We start from the raw sequence: 17419 nt of genomic DNA, 5'->3' as shown, positions 1-17419 counted from the left end.
CACGATGCAGCCCCGATTGTGATGTAACGCACCTTTTTTTGCTAACTTAGTAGGGCACAATCCTGTATTTGAAGGGGTAATGAATGACATTTGCCAAGTATTTTCCAGCAATTTTCGGGATGTTCGCCCTGGTAGCCTGCGGCGGAAACAAGGATGCCGCACCTGCCGTGGACCCGAATCCCGCTCCGGCACCCGAACAGAGCAAGAAGGTTTCTCTTGACAGCCCGGAAGACCGCTATAGCTACGCCCTGGGTATGGACCTGGGCAAGGCCATCGCCAACGTAAACGTTCCCCTGAAGATGGACGTGCTCATGTCCGCCATCCTCGACGAGACGGATTCCACCCGCAAGGTATTGCTGAACGACACCGCGGCAGAAACCGCCCTTCAAGACCTCCTGCTCCTGATGCAGAAAAAGAAGGAGACCGACGAAGCCGCCGCTGCCAAGAAGGCCCTCGACGAACAGGCGGCCTTCCTTGCCAAGAACATCATGGATTCGACCGTAAAGACAACCCCCAAGGGCGTGCAGTACAAGGTCCTCAAGAATGCGGATTCGACCGGCATCTCCCCGAAGGCTAGCGACAAGGTCAAGGTCCACTATATCGGCTCCCTCCTCGACGGGACCGAATTCGACAACAGCGTCAAGCGTGGCGAACCGCTGGAATTCCCGGTGAACGCCGTCATCGAAGGCTGGCAGGACCTGCTCCAGGTGATGAGGGAAGGCATGAAGGTGAAGGCCTGGATTCCGAGCGCTCTCGCCTACGGCGAAGAGGGCGTCCCGCCGCTGATTCCGGCAAACTCGCTCCTGGTGTTCGAAGTTGAACTCCTGAAGGTCTACGCCGAGGCCCCGGCCGCAGATACCGCAGCCGTAGTGCCCGTAGCCCCGGCCGACAGCGCCGCGCCAGCCGCCGAAGCCCCCAAGGCCGACGACAAGAAACCCGCCGCCAAGGCCGAGAAGAAACCTGCCGAAAAGAAGCCGGCAGCCAAGAAATAGGCTAATTTAACACTTTATTGAATTACGGTCCCTTGACGGGGGCCGTGTTTTTTTATGTTTATAGGCATGAACAAGTCTGCGTCTGATTTTTACTCTCAGCACTTCGAAGTCGCCGGGTTCATCCGGGAAGTCTTCGGTTACATGGACCGGTTCAAGGGCCAGCTCTTCATCTTGAAGATTGACGACAGCCTCATGGACCACCCCCTGTTCCCGGTGCTCATGCGAGATATCGCCCTGTTGCACAAGGCGGGTATCCGCATCATTATCGTGCCGGGTACGCGCAAGAGTATCGACGCGCAGCTCAAGGCTTGGGAAATCGATTCCAAGTTCCACGACGGCGTGCGGCTTACGAGCGAAGAAGCCCTGCCCCTCATCGAGCAGGCGTCTTTGGGTGTTGCCCAGCGCATCATGAGCCACCTCACGGCGAGCGGCCTGAGCGGCATCCAGGGCAACTGGGTGCTGGCGCGGAGCCTCGGCGTCATTGACGGCGTGGACTACATGAGGACGGGCCGGATCGAACGTATCCAGCGCGACATACTCGACCAGCTTTTGAACGAGAAGTTCGTGCCCATCATTCCGCCTATCGGCTGGAACAAGCTCGGGCATGCCTACAATATCAGCTCCACCGAACTGGCGACCGAAATCTGCAAGTACATGAAGGTGGGCAAGCTGTTCTTCATCGGTAACGAGAACGGTATCAAGCTCAAGGGACTCGTGACAGGGAAGAACACCAAGTACCTGGAGCCCACCGAGTCGGGCGTGATTTCGGCTTTGGACGTGGACCAGGCGAAGGAACTGTTGGAACTCAATTCCGACATGCTGAACTTTGCGCAGATGGATTACCTGATGAACGCCATCCATGCTTGCGAGGCGGGCGCGAACCGCGTTCACCTGCTAAGCGGTGAATTCCAGGGCAGCGTGCTGCAAGAAGTATTCAGCGCGCGGGGCGACGGTACCATGGTGTACGCGAACCAGTATTCCAGTATCAGGCCCGCGAACATCGAGGACATTCCGGATATCCTCCGGATTATGCAGGACTACATCGCGAAGGGTTACCTGGTGCCGCGCACGCAGGAAAGCATTTCCGAAAAGCTCAAGGACTACGTGGTGTACAGCATCGACAACAGTATTCACGGCTGTGGCGCCTTGCACGCCTTCGAAGACGGTATGGCCGAAATTGCGGGCATTGCCGTGGGCGCGAACTACCGCAAGTCGGGCATCGGCGATGCGATTGTACGGCACCTGATTTCCATCGGGCGCATGAAGGGCTACAAGAAATTGTTCCTACTTACGACGCAGGCTCTCGATTGGTTCTACCCGTTCGGATTCGAAGACGGGACGGTCGAGGACTTGCCCAAGAGCAAGCGGGACAACTACAACCAGAAGCGTAACTCGCGCATTTTGGTGCTGCCGCTGGACAAGTAGTATGAACGCACTTGAAGCAATACACACACGTCGCAGTACCCGCAAGTTCAAGGCACAGCCTGTGGAACTCGAGAAGTTGAAGCAGATTGCCGAGGCGGGCCAGTTCGGGCCTACCGGTGGCAACGCTCAGACGAATCACTTCTTCGTGATTTCGGATGCTTCGGTGATTGCGAAACTCAAGGAACTGGTGCAGGCTGCGTTCGCGAAGATGGAACTCCGCGATGACCTGTACAAGAGCCTCAAGAATTCCATCACGCTCGCCCGCAAGGGGAACTATTCCTTCTGCTATACGGCACCCGTGCTGATTGTGGTCGCGAACAAGAAGGAATACGGCAACAACATGGCCGATGTCGCCTGTGCCGTGGAAAACATGATGCTTGCGGCGAACGAGCTGAACTTAGGCAGCTGCTACATCAACCAGCTCAAGTGGCTGAACGAGGATCCGGCAATTCTCGAATACTTGCGCACTCTCGGTCTCAAGGAAGACGAGCGTGTGTACGCCTCCGTTGCCATCGGCTACGCCGATACCGAATCGGGCCTGCCGAACCGCGCGGAATCCCCGCGCGTCGGCAACGAAGTCGTGTTCGTGTAGGAGTGCACATGGATTTTCCGGCAAAGAGTATTCTGTCCATCGCCTGTATTGCGGCATTTACCGCTTGCAGCGACGAAAGTTCCGAATCGAGTGCAACAATTCCGGAATCGAGCAGCGCGGTGACGACGGACACCGTATGGAATCTCGCGAACCTCACATGGTACACCTCGTGGCCGGAACCCGGAAGCGAAGAATGCGAAGACTATAACGGCTGTACCTGGGCGGGCTGGTTTGCCGGCCTTGACGACCAGCAGACAGAAGAATGGGTAAGCCAGCACAACATCATCGCGGTTCACCAGAAAGACTGGGATACCTACAAGCTGAAGACCTTCAGACTCCGCAAGAACGGACAGACCATCGACGCCGTAGTTTACGACATGTGCTCCGACGACGATTGCGACGGCTGCTGCACCGAGAATGCGGGCGAAATCGGGTTCCTGATCGATATCGAAAGCTATACTCGCGCCAGGTTCAACAACTATGGTTCCGGAACCGTGGAATGGACCTGTCTCAACTGTGAATAAAAATGCCTGAACAAGAACTGACACGAGAAACCCTTGTGGAATTCTTCGGCGAAGAGGAATTCAAGAAACTGTGCAACCACGAGGCGGGCCACGCGCTAGTCGCCTACCTGTTCAAGCGCCCCGTCGATTACGTGAAGATGGACAAGTCCAAGGAACGCCCGGGCATCACCCACATTCCCGGAAGCGAGCTGGAAGGAGACGCGCATATCGCCATGGCGGGACACATCGCGGAATTCTTGATGCGCAAGGGCTTCGATTGCGGCCTTGACACGCTCATGAAGGACTTACCGGCGGAACTCTACAGAAGCGACCCGGACTACCAGCGGTTCCAAGCGGCCTGCTATTATTTTCACCTGGTAGAGACGAACGTGGTGGAACAGGATTACAACCTTCTGATGGCATGCCGCAAGGCCCTTTGTGGGATTGCCGAAGCGTTGAATCAGCGCGTGTACCTGACCCGCGATGATATCGAAAACATCCTGAAAAAAACCTAAAAACCCCAAAAATACGGTTTTTGGCAAGTGACATTTTTTGTCGCTCTCTTTTTTGTATATTAATCACTGTGCTTATGCATATATTTGCATACATGCATAACAAATATGAAACAAACATTAGAAAAATACCAGGAGGTTTTCCATGGCAATCATATTCGACGATTCAAGATCTATCAACGATTACCTCAAGAAACCGGACTCCCATCCGGAATCGTTCGTCTCAATGTGCAAGCGGCAGGCGGCGGGGCTGAAGCTGATTAGCGACGAAATGGAAAAGGAGAGAAAAGAGCAAGAGGAACTGCACGAACTCCAGGAGAAGCATTTCGAGCGCAAGAAGAAATTGCTGTTCGACAACCTGGACCTCATCATGCGCCACAGGGACGAAATTCTTGCGACACCGCGCTACGCGAACATAGACGCCCACTACGCCATCAAGGGCGGCGGGCTCTACGTAGGCCCCCTGCACACCTCAAGGGCGTTCAACGTCGCAGGCAGCATCTTCAGGGTCGGCCTCAGGCTTGCGACACTTCTGCGCATCTGGGAAACCGACCAGTTCAAAGTCGAGTGCAAGTGCGGCGGAACGGCGGTCATCCGCAGCTTCACCGGGTCCCCGCTTTCGGGCAGTTCCCGCGCGACCGCATATTGCCCCGAGTGCAAGCAGGAAATTCGCGTCAAGAACCGTAGTTTCGGGCAGTATTTCTGGTTCTTGCAGACCAGCCTTTCCGAAGACGTCGAGACCATCGCAAAGTCAATCATCGCCAAGTGGACGCTCGCCGAAGCGGAATACGAGAAGAAGGTCAAAAAGGGAAACTATAAAGACCCGAGACCCGGAGCCGAATTCCACGGCGACGGCGAGTACTGCGACCTGGAAACGATGATCAACGAGCTGAAAATGAAGGAATTTGACTTTTCAACGACTTCGCAACACAAGCGACAGAATTTGACATAACCACTGATTAAATTTAAAATAGAGAAAAGGAGCAAACCATGACACTCGAAGAAAAGGTAAAAGAACTCTACAACGAACTGAAGCCCAAGTGCGAAGCGGAAGGCCTGAATCACTTTTGGGAAGTCCACAAGGCATTAAGGCGATTCCGCAAAGAACATCCCGATCTGGACGAGCAGTGGTCCAGAGAAGCCGAAGGACTGTAACTTATAACTATATTCTTGCCATGCTGCACTTGAAATTCGCTTTGAACCTGGAAAATCTGGCCGACGAGATGATTACCGCTCTCGGCAAGTGTTGGACGGACCCTTTCGATTCGCCCATCGTGATTTTCCCGGACCCGAAAATCGAGCAGTGGTTCAGGCTGCGCTACATTGTGAAATGCGGTGTCCTCGCGAATTTGGAGATTGTCACACTCGATAAATTCCTGTTCAGGTATTTGACGCAAGGGGATACGTCCAAGCAGAAGTTGACTGCAGATATCCTGTGCAACGTGCTAATCGCTTACTTGAACGAGACCTATTCCGCAAAGTCGAAAGCGATTCCGAAAGAAATCAAGAAGTACCTCTATAAAAAGTCCGGTGAAATCGACGAATCCAAGTTGTTTGATTTTGCACGCACGCTGGCGGGGCTCTTCTTGGAATACGAAACGAGCCGCCCGGGCGGTTTTATTTCGCCCTTGCAGAACAAGCATCACGAGGGCCTGCTTGCCTACTGGAAAGAGGGCGAGCTGCGGGATTTCTTCTCGGATAAAGGCAGCATTTTGCCCAAGGAAAAATGGCAGCGCGATGTGTATGCACAGCTGTTCCACAATGCGGGCGGCAAGTCCCTGCTGACTCGCGTGTTCGAGGCGACGCACAAGCGCACAGGCAGCGATACGGAATACCTCACGATTCCCTACCTGTTTTCGCAACAAAAAGATTCGTCGCAATGGAAAAAGCCGGTCTTCATTTTCAGCCTTTCGGGTATGGGCCAGTTCTACCGCGTAATCTTGCAAAAGTTTGCGCAGGAACACGACATTTTCGCCTTTATCCAGAATCCGTGTATGGAATTCTGGGAAGATGTGGGCAACCGCGCCGTGACGCGCTGGAGCAAGAAAGACGAACCATCGCGAATTGCGCTCCCGGCGGTCCAGGATTCCGCTACCGAAGAGGGGCTTGCCCAGAACGAGAACTTACTCCTTAAAAACTGGGGCCGCACCGGTCGCGAAAACATTCGCCTGTGGTGCTTGGCATCGGACTATACTTTTGACTTTGTCGGTTACGAATACGCTCCGGATTCGCTGTTGCATCAGATGCAGTACCTGGTTTCGCACCGCCTGAACCGCTTTGACGAATCCGAGGCGACGCCTGAATCCATTTCGCCTAAGGCCGACCGTTCGCTGACTCTTACCGCTGCGCCCTCATCGTTACGCGAAGTCGAGAATTTGCATACGCAGGTGTGCCTGCTTTTAAAGCAAGGCGTGCGCCTGGACGAGATGGTAGTGATTGCGCCCGAGCTGGATGCGTACCGCACACCGATTGAGCAGGTGTTCAACGCGGCCCCGCACGATAGCGAGTTTTACATTCCCTACGCGATTACGGACTACCCGGAAAAGGATTCCCTGATTGGCAAGGCCATTGCAAATCTTCTGGATATCCACCAGCAGCGTTCCATTTCGAGGCCGGCGTTCTTCGACCTCGTGAAAAATCCGGTGGTCCAGTCTACGCTGCAGATTACCGACAGCGATGTGGCCGCCTGGGAAAAGTGGGTGGTGAACATGAACGTTTACCGCCATACCGCCGAGGGTTCCGAAGACGACTGGAGCCGTTGCATAAACCAGATGCTTTTTTCGCAGGTGACCGACGCTCCGTTCGCCTCGGCCCACGAGCGTTACTTGCCCTACGAAGATATCGAATCTTCGGACGACGGGCTCACCATGAAGTTTATCGCCTGCATCGACGAACTGAACCGCTGGATCCGTTTTGCGCCGGAGGGCATCGAACCACACCAGCCGAATTCGCTTGCGGCGCTGAAATCGCATTTGGCGCATTGGGTGGCGTTGAACGCCAAGGAAGACCGCTTCGCCGTCGAAAAGAAGATTTGGCAGAGGGTGCAAGATGCAATCGACCTGATGGAATTCCAGTTCGATGCGGGCGCATCTTGGATTTCGTGGAAAATCGCGGGGCAGATGCTTTCGAGCGCCTGCCAGGATTCCCACACCGGAAACACGCGGCTTTTCAGCGGTGGCCTCACCTTTATGCGCTTCGCTGTCAACAGGGTCGTCCCGGCAAGGCATATCTTTTTCCTCGGCGCAAACGCAAGCGTATTCCCGGGACAAAAGAAAGCGAACACCATGGATTTGCGCACCCAGACGACGCGCTGGCCGGGTGACGATACTCCGATCGACAAGAACTGCTATACCTTCCTGTGCCAGCTGATGAGTGCTGCCGACGGGTTCCACATCAGTTACATCAACAGGAACCTGAAAAAAGACGAAGAACTTTTCCCGTCTTCGGTGATTCGGGATTTGCAATTCTTTATTGCCGAAAGCGAGGTTCCCAATAAAGCCGCCTTTGACGAAAAGAAAATCCATCTTGACGAAGACCGGCCGGACGAAGAACTGTTTACGCTCCGCTCCATCCGCAACAAGTTGAACCGCATTCTGGAAACCCGCACCGAAAATACAAGCGAAAACGAGCCGGAAGAAGTTCAGGTTGCCTTGCCCGATACGGTGAATACCCGCGACTTCAAGCGGTTCTTCGATGATCCGTTCCAGTTCCAGCTGGCGCGAAAGGTGACGTTGCCGTCGGTAGAAAACGACCCCGAAAAGGAACTTTTCGAGCCGGTGTCGCTGAACAACCTTGACCGCTCTATTTTGCTCAAGGATTTTGTGCAGTCCGTCATGGATGCCGAACGCATCAAGGATTCCAAGACAGAAGAGGAATGGATTTTAAAGAAGAAAATTCCGCGTGGAGTTTTTGGCGACGTCGCCCTTGACGACATCAACAAGGAATCGGAAGTTATTTACAACCTGGTTTCTGAAAGCGTTGGCTGCAGGAACGCGAAATACCAGGAACAGCTGGAAGTTTCTTTGTCGGAAGGTGCACACAGCTGGACATTGCGCAGCAAGCTTGACTGGCACAATGAACTTGCAAATGGAACGCATGTGCTATTCAGCGTCAAGTCCGGCGACATTTCCAATACGGATTTTACCAAGCTATTTTTGGACGCCCTATTGATTGCAGCATCAAACTCGAACGATGCTGACGGAATTCCTTTTGAATTGAGGGTGTTCTCAAGCAAGAACAAAGTTGCCGAAAAGAAATTCTCGATAGACCGTCGCGGCGCCATGCAGCGCCTGAAAATCATATACCACCGCTGCTATGTCGAAAATTACCGCAAGTGCGTGCCTGCGAAAATGTACACCGAGGGCGACATGCAGACCTTCTCCAATTACCGCCTGAAACTGGCGGGCAAATATGGCCCATGGTCATATTTTGACGGAAAGAATCTATTCGATCCCGAAAAGTTCTCCGGATTTTCGCACGAGGATTTTTCGAAGGACTGGGAAATCGCCGTAATGGAACAAACCCGTTTGCTGGACCCGATTTGGAGGGATGACGATGAATAATGTTTTTGACATAGAATCGTTTACCGGCAACGAGAACCTTTTTATCGCAGCCTCCGCAGGCACGGGCAAGACTTACACCATTCAGCAGGTAGTGGGTAAGCTGGTGGCCCAGGGAATGAACCTGAACCAGATTCTGATTGTGACCTATACCGAGAAGGCCGCCGGCGAACTCAAGGACCGCATCCGCAAAAAAATCGAAGAAGAATTCAAGAAGGATAGCGGGAACATTTACTTGCAGCAGGCATTGCACGATGTCCAGGGCGCCCCCATCGGCACCATCCATTCGTTCTGCCAGAAGGTGACGCAGGAATTCGCCTACGAAGCCGATGTGCCCTTGAAGCAGGAACTAATTGACGAAAGTGCCGTAGAAGAACTGATTCAAAAATCGATACGCGACGCGTGGGCGCACGAAGAACTTTTCAAGTGCTTTGTGAAATACAACGGGGACTTGGAAAGCTTTACGGAATTGCTGAAGGGCGCCATCGCAAGCTATATTCCCGAAACAGTGCACTTCGCAGGAAACATGGAACTTCGCCTCGGCACAAAAGACATTGACTTCGACGATGTCGGCTGCATGGCCGAAGCCGAAAACTTTGCGCATTTGAGAGAAATTCCTTGTGTAGATGCCGCCTGCGACATCCTCAAGATTCACCAGGACGAACTCATTACAAAATCCAAGACGGCAGGCGACTTGCTTAAAGCCATTTCGACTTGGCAAAGGGGGACAGGCCTGTATAATGGGGTGTCGTTCAAGTTCAATGTCGTGGGCGATGGCTCGGAACTGGATTCGGCCCTCGGTATCATCAAGGATTTGAAGGCTTTGCTCGACGAAAAATCGGGCGGTATCGAAACGCTGCTTTTGCACAAGTGCCTTTACGAATACACTCCCAGGCTTTTCGATGCCTGGCAACTCCACAAGAATACAAGCAAGATCCAGTCCTTCAACGACATGATTCGAAACGTCTACAAGGCGGTCCTTGATGACGATTCTCCGCTGGTAGATTCGTTGCGGCAAAAATACCTGTTCGCAATTATCGACGAATTCCAGGACACGAACTTGTTGCAATGGGAAATTTTCAAGCGCGTATTCTTTGATGCCGACGACGGACTGCACCATATTCTGGTGGTGGGCGACCCCAAGCAATCAATCTACAGTTTCCAGGGCGCAAACGTCAAGGTTTACGAAAATGCCGTTGACCAGATTGCAAACGGCAAGGTGCTTTCGACAAACTGGCGTTCTTCCAAGGCGATGATTGAAGCCTGCAACGAACTTTTCCCGCCATTCGGTTTTGAATTCGAACCGTCGAAGAGCCCTATCGAAGCTAAAAAAGATGCGACCTACAAGGGAAAAACCATCAAGCCATTCCTAGTGAGCGAGCCGAATATAGACCCGAAAGATTACGCCGAAATCGTGGTCAACAACATTGTGGACTTGTGCTCTTTCAAGGGCGGCAAGACGAACCTCCAGATTCCGGACAAGGAAACGGGCGAACTTCGCAACGTCATGTTCTCGGATTTTGCCGTCTTGGCAAGAACCCGTACCGAACTTGACAATATCGAATACGGCATGAAAAAAGCCGGCATCCCGTTCTTGCGGTACATGGACGCGAACCTGTTCCGGAGCCGCGAATGCGCCGAATGGACCGCGCTTTTCAGGGCCATCGATGTTGAAGACTATTCCGACAGGAACCGCAGCCTGCTTTATGCGGCGCTCATGACGGACTTTTTCGGCAAGGACATGGACTACATCAACGCGTTCAAGCCCGATGAAGACGGCGCACAGTTTATTACCATCTTCTCGCGGTGGCATGCATTGGCGGAACAGCGCCGCTGGGCCGAATTGCAGGAATCCATTTACAGCGATTCGAGCAATCTTGTGTCGCTCAACGCTCCGGATCAGCTCCAGAGCCTGAACAAGATTCGCCAAGTGGGCGATTACGCTATTGAATACCTCTATACCGCCAACGCCTCGCTCGAAGAACTGATTCGGCATTTGGACGGCTTGGCTATCGGTAGCGAAGACGCTCTCGAAAATTCGAACATCGTGGCGAAAGGCACCGACCTTGACGTGGTGCAGACCATGACCATTCACGCTTCCAAAGGCCTGGAATTCCCGGTAGTGATTTCGGTCGCGAGCGAGCGTGGGCATGCAGGGTCTTCGGGGCCATACGTTTTCAACAATCCATCGGGCGACCTTTCCCGCGTAATGACTTTTGAAAAAGGCGGAAAAGAAATTTGCCAGCATGAAACCGAAGAAGAATGGCGCAGGCTTTTCTATGTCGCTTTCACTAGGGCCTCGTACTTGATGATTTTGCCCTGGTTCCCGAAATTCAAGCCTGACAAGAATGGGAAACTTCGAGCCCGCTGCAAGGCGATGGACTGGTACGTAGACATTCTTGAGGGCTTTTGCAAAAAAGCCGAGAACGCCAAGTTCTTCGATTTTGTCGAAGACAAAAAGTTTAAGGACCGTAATGAATCCGTACGCACAATTTTGAAGTTGATGCAGAAAGATTCCGAAACGGTTTCGGCGGCAAGTATTGAATCGGCCGCACAAACGCTCAAGTCGCTTGATGTGTGGCGCAAGTTCCCGCATTCTACCTCGTACTCGCAAATTGCCCACGGTACGCAGGAACAAGAAACGGACGAAGGCCGCCTGCAAAAAGACGAAGTCGACAGCACGAAGGCCAAAACGGAAAACGCAGCGCCAACGGCCGAAGACAAATACCCTCGCGGCGCCGAACTCGGTAACGCCATCCACAAGATTTTCGAGCTGGTCGATTTTGAAGAAGTCGGCAAGCTCACGCTCGCAGAGGCTCTCGAATTCAAACCGCTGCTGGAACTGGTTCGCAAGTCCTTCATTGACGAGAATCTGGATATTGAACATCATCCGCAATGGCCCGCAAGAACAGTCGAGATGGTTTGGCATACCCTGAACGGCAAACTGGAAACAATCGAGGGCGCGCAAAAGACCGGCGAATCGTTTACCCTGAACGAAGTCTCGTTTACAAACCGCCGCAGTGAACTTCCGTTCCACATGGCGCTCGATGGCGTAAAGGGGTCGGAACTTCTGGACCGTTACTGCAAGGGCTTTATAGACCTTCTGTTTGTCCGCGATGGCCGCTACTGCATTCTCGACTGGAAATCCGACGTGCTGGGCGATTACGGGAACGAATCGATGAAAGAACACATGGTGTTCAGGCACTACGATGTGCAGCAGATCCTCTACTCTTACGTGCTGATTCGCTGGCTTAAGGGATTCTACCGGGATTTGACGGAACAGCAGATTTTCGAGAAGTATTTTGGCGGCATCTATTACGTATTCTTCAGGGGCTGTAGTGAAGGTGAAACCTCCGGCATCATGTCGAGTACGTTCGCCTCTTACGAAGAACTGAATACACTTTACAGCAGGATTATCTAGCCATGGACAAGAGCAACGAAAACTTGATGAATGCGTTAGTCGACTGTGGCGCCGTAACCCCGCTGCAAAGGCGTCTCATGGATGCGATTCCTACCTTCTGCACCGATGCGGACCCTGAACTGTTTGATTTGCTTGCCCTTTTGCTCTGCAGGCAGAATTTTGGCGATACGCGCATTCCGCTAGATTTTGGCAAACTGGAAGCGAGGCTTTTGAAGACGCTCGAAAACTTCGCCATCCCTTGCGAGCCCTGCCATAAAGAATCCCTGCAGAAAGCGGCAAAAAAAATCAGCGACGGCGGTTACGAAGGAATTGTCGGTACAAGTGCGCACGAACATTCCTTTTTCAAGAAACCCTTTACGCTGAAGGACAATTACCTTTACCCGACCAAGTATTTCTATTCCAAGCTCACTGTTGAGCAGAAAGTCCGCGAACTCTTTGTGGCACATGCCCCGGTAAAAGGGGCCGCGGAAAAATGCATCGAAAATGTCGCCTCGTTCACAAAAGACGCAAACGGAAATCCGGTACGGCTCGAAGCGGAGCAGGCCGAAGCGATTGTGCGCGGTGTCGACGAGAACTTGATTGTCACGGGTGGCCCAGGCACGGGCAAGACGACCGTCATATTCTTCTTGCTTCGGGAACTTTACTGCGAGCACCCGGACAGGCTTGCCTACCCGCTGTATCTGGCGGCCCCGAGCGGCAAGGCCGCCGACCGCATGAAGGAAAGTATTGTCAATTCCATGAATCTGGTCGGCTCCGAGGAATTCGAGAACCATCTTGAGATTTACAACAAGATTGCGAATGCAGAAACGTATACCATCCATCGCCTGCTGGGTTACAAACCGAACGAAAACAAGTTCTTTCACGACGAACAGAATCCGTTCCCCGAAAATGCGGTTATTGTCATTGACGAGACGAGCATGGTGGACATCTCGCTTTTCGGGGCTTTCTTGAAAGCGGTCCCCAAGAGCGTTCGGCTGTTCTTGCTGGGCGATGCGGACCAGTTGCCGCCTGTAGATGCGGGCGCCGTGCTTGGCGACTTGCTCGGCGTAAAGACTAATTCCACCGTCAAATTGACTATTTCGAGACGCTTCGACAAGAATTCCCAAATCGGGAAACTCGCCTCGCTCGAAAATGCCGATACGCTTTTCGGTTTCAAGGATTTGAACGCGTGGATTCCCGGAAGCACCGCACAGGATTCCTCGCAGAGTGCAGTACAGATGCTGGGATTGCCTGCCGAAAATTACCGTAACGAAGTCGAAGCCTTGCTTACCCGCTGGTTCGAAAATTACCTCTCGGACTTTGTAGATGCGGTTAGCCAAATCAATCCGCAAAAGCAGTGCTCCCCGCAAGATGCGGAATACGCAAATTGCCAGAAGGTGTGGGAATTCTGCACGCAGTCAAAAATTCTTTCTGCCGAGAGGCAGGGCGGCATCGGCACGGACTTCGTCAATCAATTCATGGAACGCCTCGTCCTCGAAAAATGCCGCGGCAAAAGAACATGCAAAATGCTTATGCTCGTCAAGAACCAAAAAAACTTCCGGCTCTACAACGGCGACATGTGCATTCTCTGTTACGATCGGTCGGGCGAAAGCTATCTGATGTTCAAGAAGGGCAACGACTTCGTCTTTTACCCCACGTACCTTTTCCCGAAAGACGTATTCGAGCTCGCCTACGCTTCGACCGTCCACAAGGCCCAAGGTTCCGAATACAATCACGTACTGATGTTCCTGCCTGCGCGCTTGGGCCACCCCCTGCTGAATCGCCAAATCCTCTACACGGGCATTACCCGCGCCAAGAAGACCGTGACCATCGTCGCGACTCCCGAGACGTTCAAGGCGGCCTGCGAGACGGTCATCAAGCGAGATACGGGAATCGAGTTGTAAGAAAAGAGCGCCGAACGAGCACTCTTTTTTCAAAAACAGTCCGCAGCACAGCGACGGTTAGATGAGCTTTTCAACCTTAGAGCAAAGCAACTCCGCTTCAGCAGCAGTCGGTGCCTCAGCAATCACGCGAATTACTGGCTCGGTGTTGCTCGCGCGCACATGTACCCAGGACTTTTCGCTGCTGAGCCAGAGGCCGTCGCGTTCATCCATAGTCCAGCCTGCAAACTCCGCCTTGACCTTCGGCAAAATATCGGCCACCTTCTTGTCGCCGAGTTCGAATTTCTTCTTCGGCATCACGTAGGCAGGATTTTCGGCCACGAATTTTTCGGGACCGCCGTCATGGTGCGCCATCCAGCTCAAAACAAGCGCCGCGGCCACAAGGGAATCGCGCCCATAGTGAAGCGCCGGCAAAATCACGCCGCCGTTACCTTCGCCACCGATAACGCAACCGTTGTCCATCATCTGCAGGCTCACATTGATTTCGCCCACCTTGGCGCGGCTGAAACCGCAGCCGTACTTCGCAGCGACATCTTCATTCATGCGGCTTGTCGAAAGGTTCACGCAAACGCTCCCCTTCTTCTGAGCAAGCACTTCGTCGGTAGCGATGGCAAGCGTGTATTCTTCTCCAATACTTTGTCCCAAGCCGTCCACGAGGGCGCAGCGGTCGGCATCCGGATCCACGGCAAAGCCCACGGCGCAACCATTCTTCTTCACGGCTTCACGCAAGTCGCCCAGATTCTCCGGGATAGGCTCAGCACCGCGCGGGAAAGTGCCGTCGGGGGTGCAAGATACGCGCACCACTTCACAGCCGAGCTGCTCCAGGAGGCGCGGCACAATAAAGCTGCCCGCACCGTTCACGGCATCTACCGCCACCTTGAACTTTTTCGCACGGATCGCTTCCACGTCCACGAACGGAATCTTGAGCGTACCGTCAATATGGATGCCGTCGGCATCCGGCGCGACCTCGTACTTGCCCATCGTGCGGTAATCCGGATACGTGAAATTGTCCGCATCGGCGAGTTCGAAAAGTTTCTTCACGTCATCGGGGCCAAGGAAGAGTCCCTTGTTGTTGAGGAACTTGAGCGCATTCCATTCAAGCGGGTTATGGCTTGCGGTAATGATGATGCCCGCATCCGCCTTGAAATGTGTCGTCAAAAGTTCCACGGACGGTGTTGTCGAAAGGCCCACGTCCACCACGTCCACACCGGAGAGGCGGCAGATGCCCGCGACGTACTGCACGATAGCTTCGCCGGTGGGGCGGCTGTCACGCCCGATAACAACGCGTTTCGCCTTCGTAATCTCAAGGAAGGCTCGCACATGACTCTTGAGAACCTGCGGGGTGAGGGTATCGCCGACAATACCGCGGATACCCGAAATAGAACGCATCAGTTTAGACATCTTGTATACTCCGTTTTTTAAATTTTCGCGACCCGATTTTACGCGGCATCTATCCGAGTTCAGGAACACACGCATAGAACACGAGCGGTTCCGCACTCTCGTTAATCAAACTGTGGCCGTGGCCCTTCGGACAGAAATGGCACTGGCCAGCTTCGACGTATTCTACGCCATCGTCAAAGAGCACCTTGCCCTTGCCCGCGAGAAAGAACATAATCTCGCTGTTCGTCTCGTGCTTGTGGTAGCCGATAGATGCGCCCTGCTCGAGCGTCCCATGCATAATGCGGGTCGTGCCGTCAAAATACATCTTGGCCTTGTATTCCTTTTCGCCGCCCTTGAAGTTCGGGAGGACGGTGGTCTCCATCCCTTTCAAATCAATAATCATACAACCCTCTAATGAGATTCCGCCAAATAATAGAAAAAGCTACGCATCCATACGCGCATAGATTCCCGCCAGTATCGTTCCGCTAATGGAATGATAAGCGCAGCTGATGGCACAGGGGACTATGCACAAGGCCGCCTCCGGATGTGCGGCGATATTTTCGGGATTGGCAAAGAACGCCGCGGCGAGCACAGTCGCCATACCAGCATTCTGCACACCGACTTCTATCGAGATAGTACGCTTTTTCGCCGTATTGAACTTGAAGAGTCTGCCGACGCCGTAACCCAACGCGTAGCCTAGACCGTTATGCAGGAAAACCACGGCAAGCACCAGGGCAATCAGGCCAATACCGTTCGCGAACAGCTGCGGACGCACCGTGACAATCACGCCGCCCACGATCAACGCCAGGCCGATAACGCTCACCGCCGGCATGTTCGACTGCACTTCCTTGAACACGGCGTTCTTACCCAAGAAATAATTGCAAAGGAATCCGATGGTAATCGGGGCTACCGTCACATACAAAATATTCAGGAACATCCCGACCGCATTCACGTTGATGCTAGTATCGGCGAGCCAAAGCACCAGCATCGGCGTCATAATCGGGGCCAGGAGGGTACTCACCATGGTCATGCTTACGGAATACGCCACATCGCCCTTTGCCAAGAAACTCATCACGTTGCTGGACACACCGCCAGGACAGCAACCCACAAGGACTATGCCCACTGCCAAATACGGATCCAGCCCGAACAGCTTCGTGAGGCTAAAGGCAATCAGCGGCATGATAGTATACTGAGCGACCGCGCCCAGAAAGATATGTGCAGGCTGTTTCATGAGGTTTCGGAGATCATCGACCGTAATGGTCAGGCCCATGCTCAGCATGATTATTCCGAGAATTACGGAACTGACATTGCCATGCACCCACCCGAACAGGAACGGCAGGAAGAAGGCTATGACGGCACAACCTATGACAACAAAAGAAGTATAGGTCGAAAGAAAGCGGTTAAACAACTTGATAATCTTAAGCATGATTCAAATATAAGAAAAAAAACGTATAAAGCACATGTAATAGCCCTGTATTACGGTGGCAATACGCCTTTATAAGGGATTATGTGTTTTTTGCATGGTTCGGCCGCCATTTTCTCACAAGTAATATTCTTGTATCTATTTTGTAGCCTTTATAACAAATAAATTAGTTATTTTATTTGTCATAAATTCATTTGTTCTAAATAATCATGGAGGTTAACTTGAAGCAGCTACTATTTCTGCTATTCCTGTGCTCATTCGCATTCGCCCAGACAGGTCTTTTCGTCGAGGCACGAGATGAGCAGGTATACAACAACAATCAGATAGCGTTGAGACTACGCGTCAACAATAGCACCAGTGAGACATATAATAATGTTTCTCTAAAGTACTATATCCCCTACGATGCCAGCCGCACCTTGCAGGTGAACCCCTACTATGTTCCGTCTGCAACCGTTTCCCAGGACGTTGTCGGCGAGCAGATCGAAATTACCATCGAGATTCCTACCCTTGCACCGGGAATCTTTCCGAACGAATCCGGCATGAGCATCGGCATTAATTATGCCGACTGGCAGAGTTTCGACAAGACAGCTAGTCCCAGCTACCCCAATTCCAACAGCTTTATCGTAGCTGAAAACATCGCTATCATCACCGAAGGCGGCGAGACCGATCCGGAGCTCGGTGGCGAAACCGACCCCGAACTCGGTGGCGAAACTGACCCCGAACTCGGCGGTG

14 protein-coding genes are annotated in these 17419 nt (G+C 52.9%); 11 read left to right on the top strand and 3 right to left on the bottom strand.

Features of this window, described 5'->3' with window-relative positions; translation table 11 throughout:
* Positions 1-83 precede the first annotated feature (83 nt).
* The 10 genes from B3M32_RS10520 to B3M32_RS10475 all read left to right on the top strand — a co-directional run bounded on the left by B3M32_RS10520 (position 84) and on the right by B3M32_RS10475 (position 13887).
* Positions 84-992 (top strand): FKBP-type peptidyl-prolyl cis-trans isomerase, encoded by a 909-nt coding sequence (locus B3M32_RS10520; protein WP_290746497.1) that lies wholly within the window; start codon positions 84-86, stop codon positions 990-992.
* Between the two features lie 66 nt (positions 993-1058).
* A complete protein-coding gene (gene argA, locus B3M32_RS10515; protein WP_290746494.1) occupies positions 1059-2417 on the top strand; it encodes an amino-acid N-acetyltransferase in 1359 nt (452 codons plus the stop codon).
* 1 nt (position 2418) lies between these two features.
* Positions 2419-3009 (top strand): nitroreductase, encoded by a 591-nt coding sequence (locus B3M32_RS10510; RefSeq protein ID WP_290746491.1) that lies wholly within the window; start codon positions 2419-2421, stop codon positions 3007-3009.
* Positions 3010-3017: 8 nt separating this feature from the next.
* Positions 3018-3533, top strand: a complete 516-nt coding sequence (locus B3M32_RS10505) for a hypothetical protein (RefSeq protein WP_290746488.1) — start codon at positions 3018-3020, stop codon at positions 3531-3533.
* A 2-nt stretch (positions 3534-3535) separates the two neighbouring features.
* Positions 3536-4027 carry a hypothetical protein gene (locus B3M32_RS10500; protein ID WP_290746484.1) on the top strand — a complete coding sequence of 164 codons (492 nt, stop codon included), beginning with the start codon at positions 3536-3538 and terminating at the stop codon, positions 4025-4027.
* Positions 4028-4169: 142 nt separating this feature from the next.
* Complete coding sequence (locus tag B3M32_RS10495) at positions 4170-4976, top strand: hypothetical protein (protein WP_290746481.1); 807 nt, start codon at positions 4170-4172, stop codon at positions 4974-4976.
* A 38-nt stretch (positions 4977-5014) separates the two neighbouring features.
* Positions 5015-5179 (top strand): hypothetical protein, encoded by a 165-nt coding sequence (locus B3M32_RS10490; protein ID WP_173382651.1) that lies wholly within the window; start codon positions 5015-5017, stop codon positions 5177-5179.
* A gap of 20 nt (positions 5180-5199) precedes the next feature.
* Entirely contained in the window at positions 5200-8586 is a 3387-nt protein-coding gene (locus B3M32_RS10485; RefSeq protein ID WP_290746478.1) for an exodeoxyribonuclease V subunit gamma, read from the top strand.
* Complete coding sequence (locus B3M32_RS10480) at positions 8579-12004, top strand: UvrD-helicase domain-containing protein (protein ID WP_290746475.1); 3426 nt, start codon at positions 8579-8581, stop codon at positions 12002-12004. Before B3M32_RS10485 ends, B3M32_RS10480 begins: the two co-directional genes overlap by 8 nt.
* A 2-nt stretch (positions 12005-12006) precedes the next feature.
* Positions 12007-13887, top strand: a complete 1881-nt coding sequence (locus B3M32_RS10475; protein ID WP_290746472.1) for an ATP-dependent DNA helicase — start codon at positions 12007-12009, stop codon at positions 13885-13887.
* A gap of 57 nt (positions 13888-13944) precedes the next feature.
* Here B3M32_RS10475 and glmM read toward each other — a convergent pair whose 3' ends face one another.
* Genes glmM through B3M32_RS10460 form a run of 3 tightly spaced genes read right to left on the bottom strand, consistent with a single transcriptional unit; the run spans position 13945 to position 16690 of the window.
* On the bottom strand, positions 13945-15285 hold the full coding sequence (gene glmM, locus B3M32_RS10470) for a phosphoglucosamine mutase (protein WP_290746469.1): 1341 nt from the start codon (positions 15283-15285) through the stop codon (positions 13945-13947).
* 49 nt (positions 15286-15334) lie between these two features.
* Entirely contained in the window at positions 15335-15667 is a 333-nt protein-coding gene (locus B3M32_RS10465) for a cupin domain-containing protein (RefSeq protein WP_290746466.1), read from the bottom strand.
* Positions 15668-15706: 39 nt separating this feature from the next.
* Positions 15707-16690: a bile acid:sodium symporter family protein gene (locus B3M32_RS10460; RefSeq protein ID WP_290746463.1), complete on the bottom strand. Its 984-nt coding sequence runs from the start codon at positions 16688-16690 to the stop codon at positions 15707-15709.
* A 326-nt stretch (positions 16691-17016) separates the two neighbouring features.
* Here B3M32_RS10460 and B3M32_RS10455 point away from each other — a divergent pair.
* A partial coding sequence (locus B3M32_RS10455) for a hypothetical protein (protein ID WP_290746460.1) occupies positions 17017-17419 on the top strand: 403 nt, incomplete at its 3' end.

The organism is Fibrobacter sp. UBA4309 (assembly GCF_002395745.1).
Taxonomy (GTDB): Bacteria; Fibrobacterota; Fibrobacteria; order Fibrobacterales; family Fibrobacteraceae; genus Fibrobacter.
This window is presented reverse-complemented; position numbering and strand designations above follow the sequence as displayed.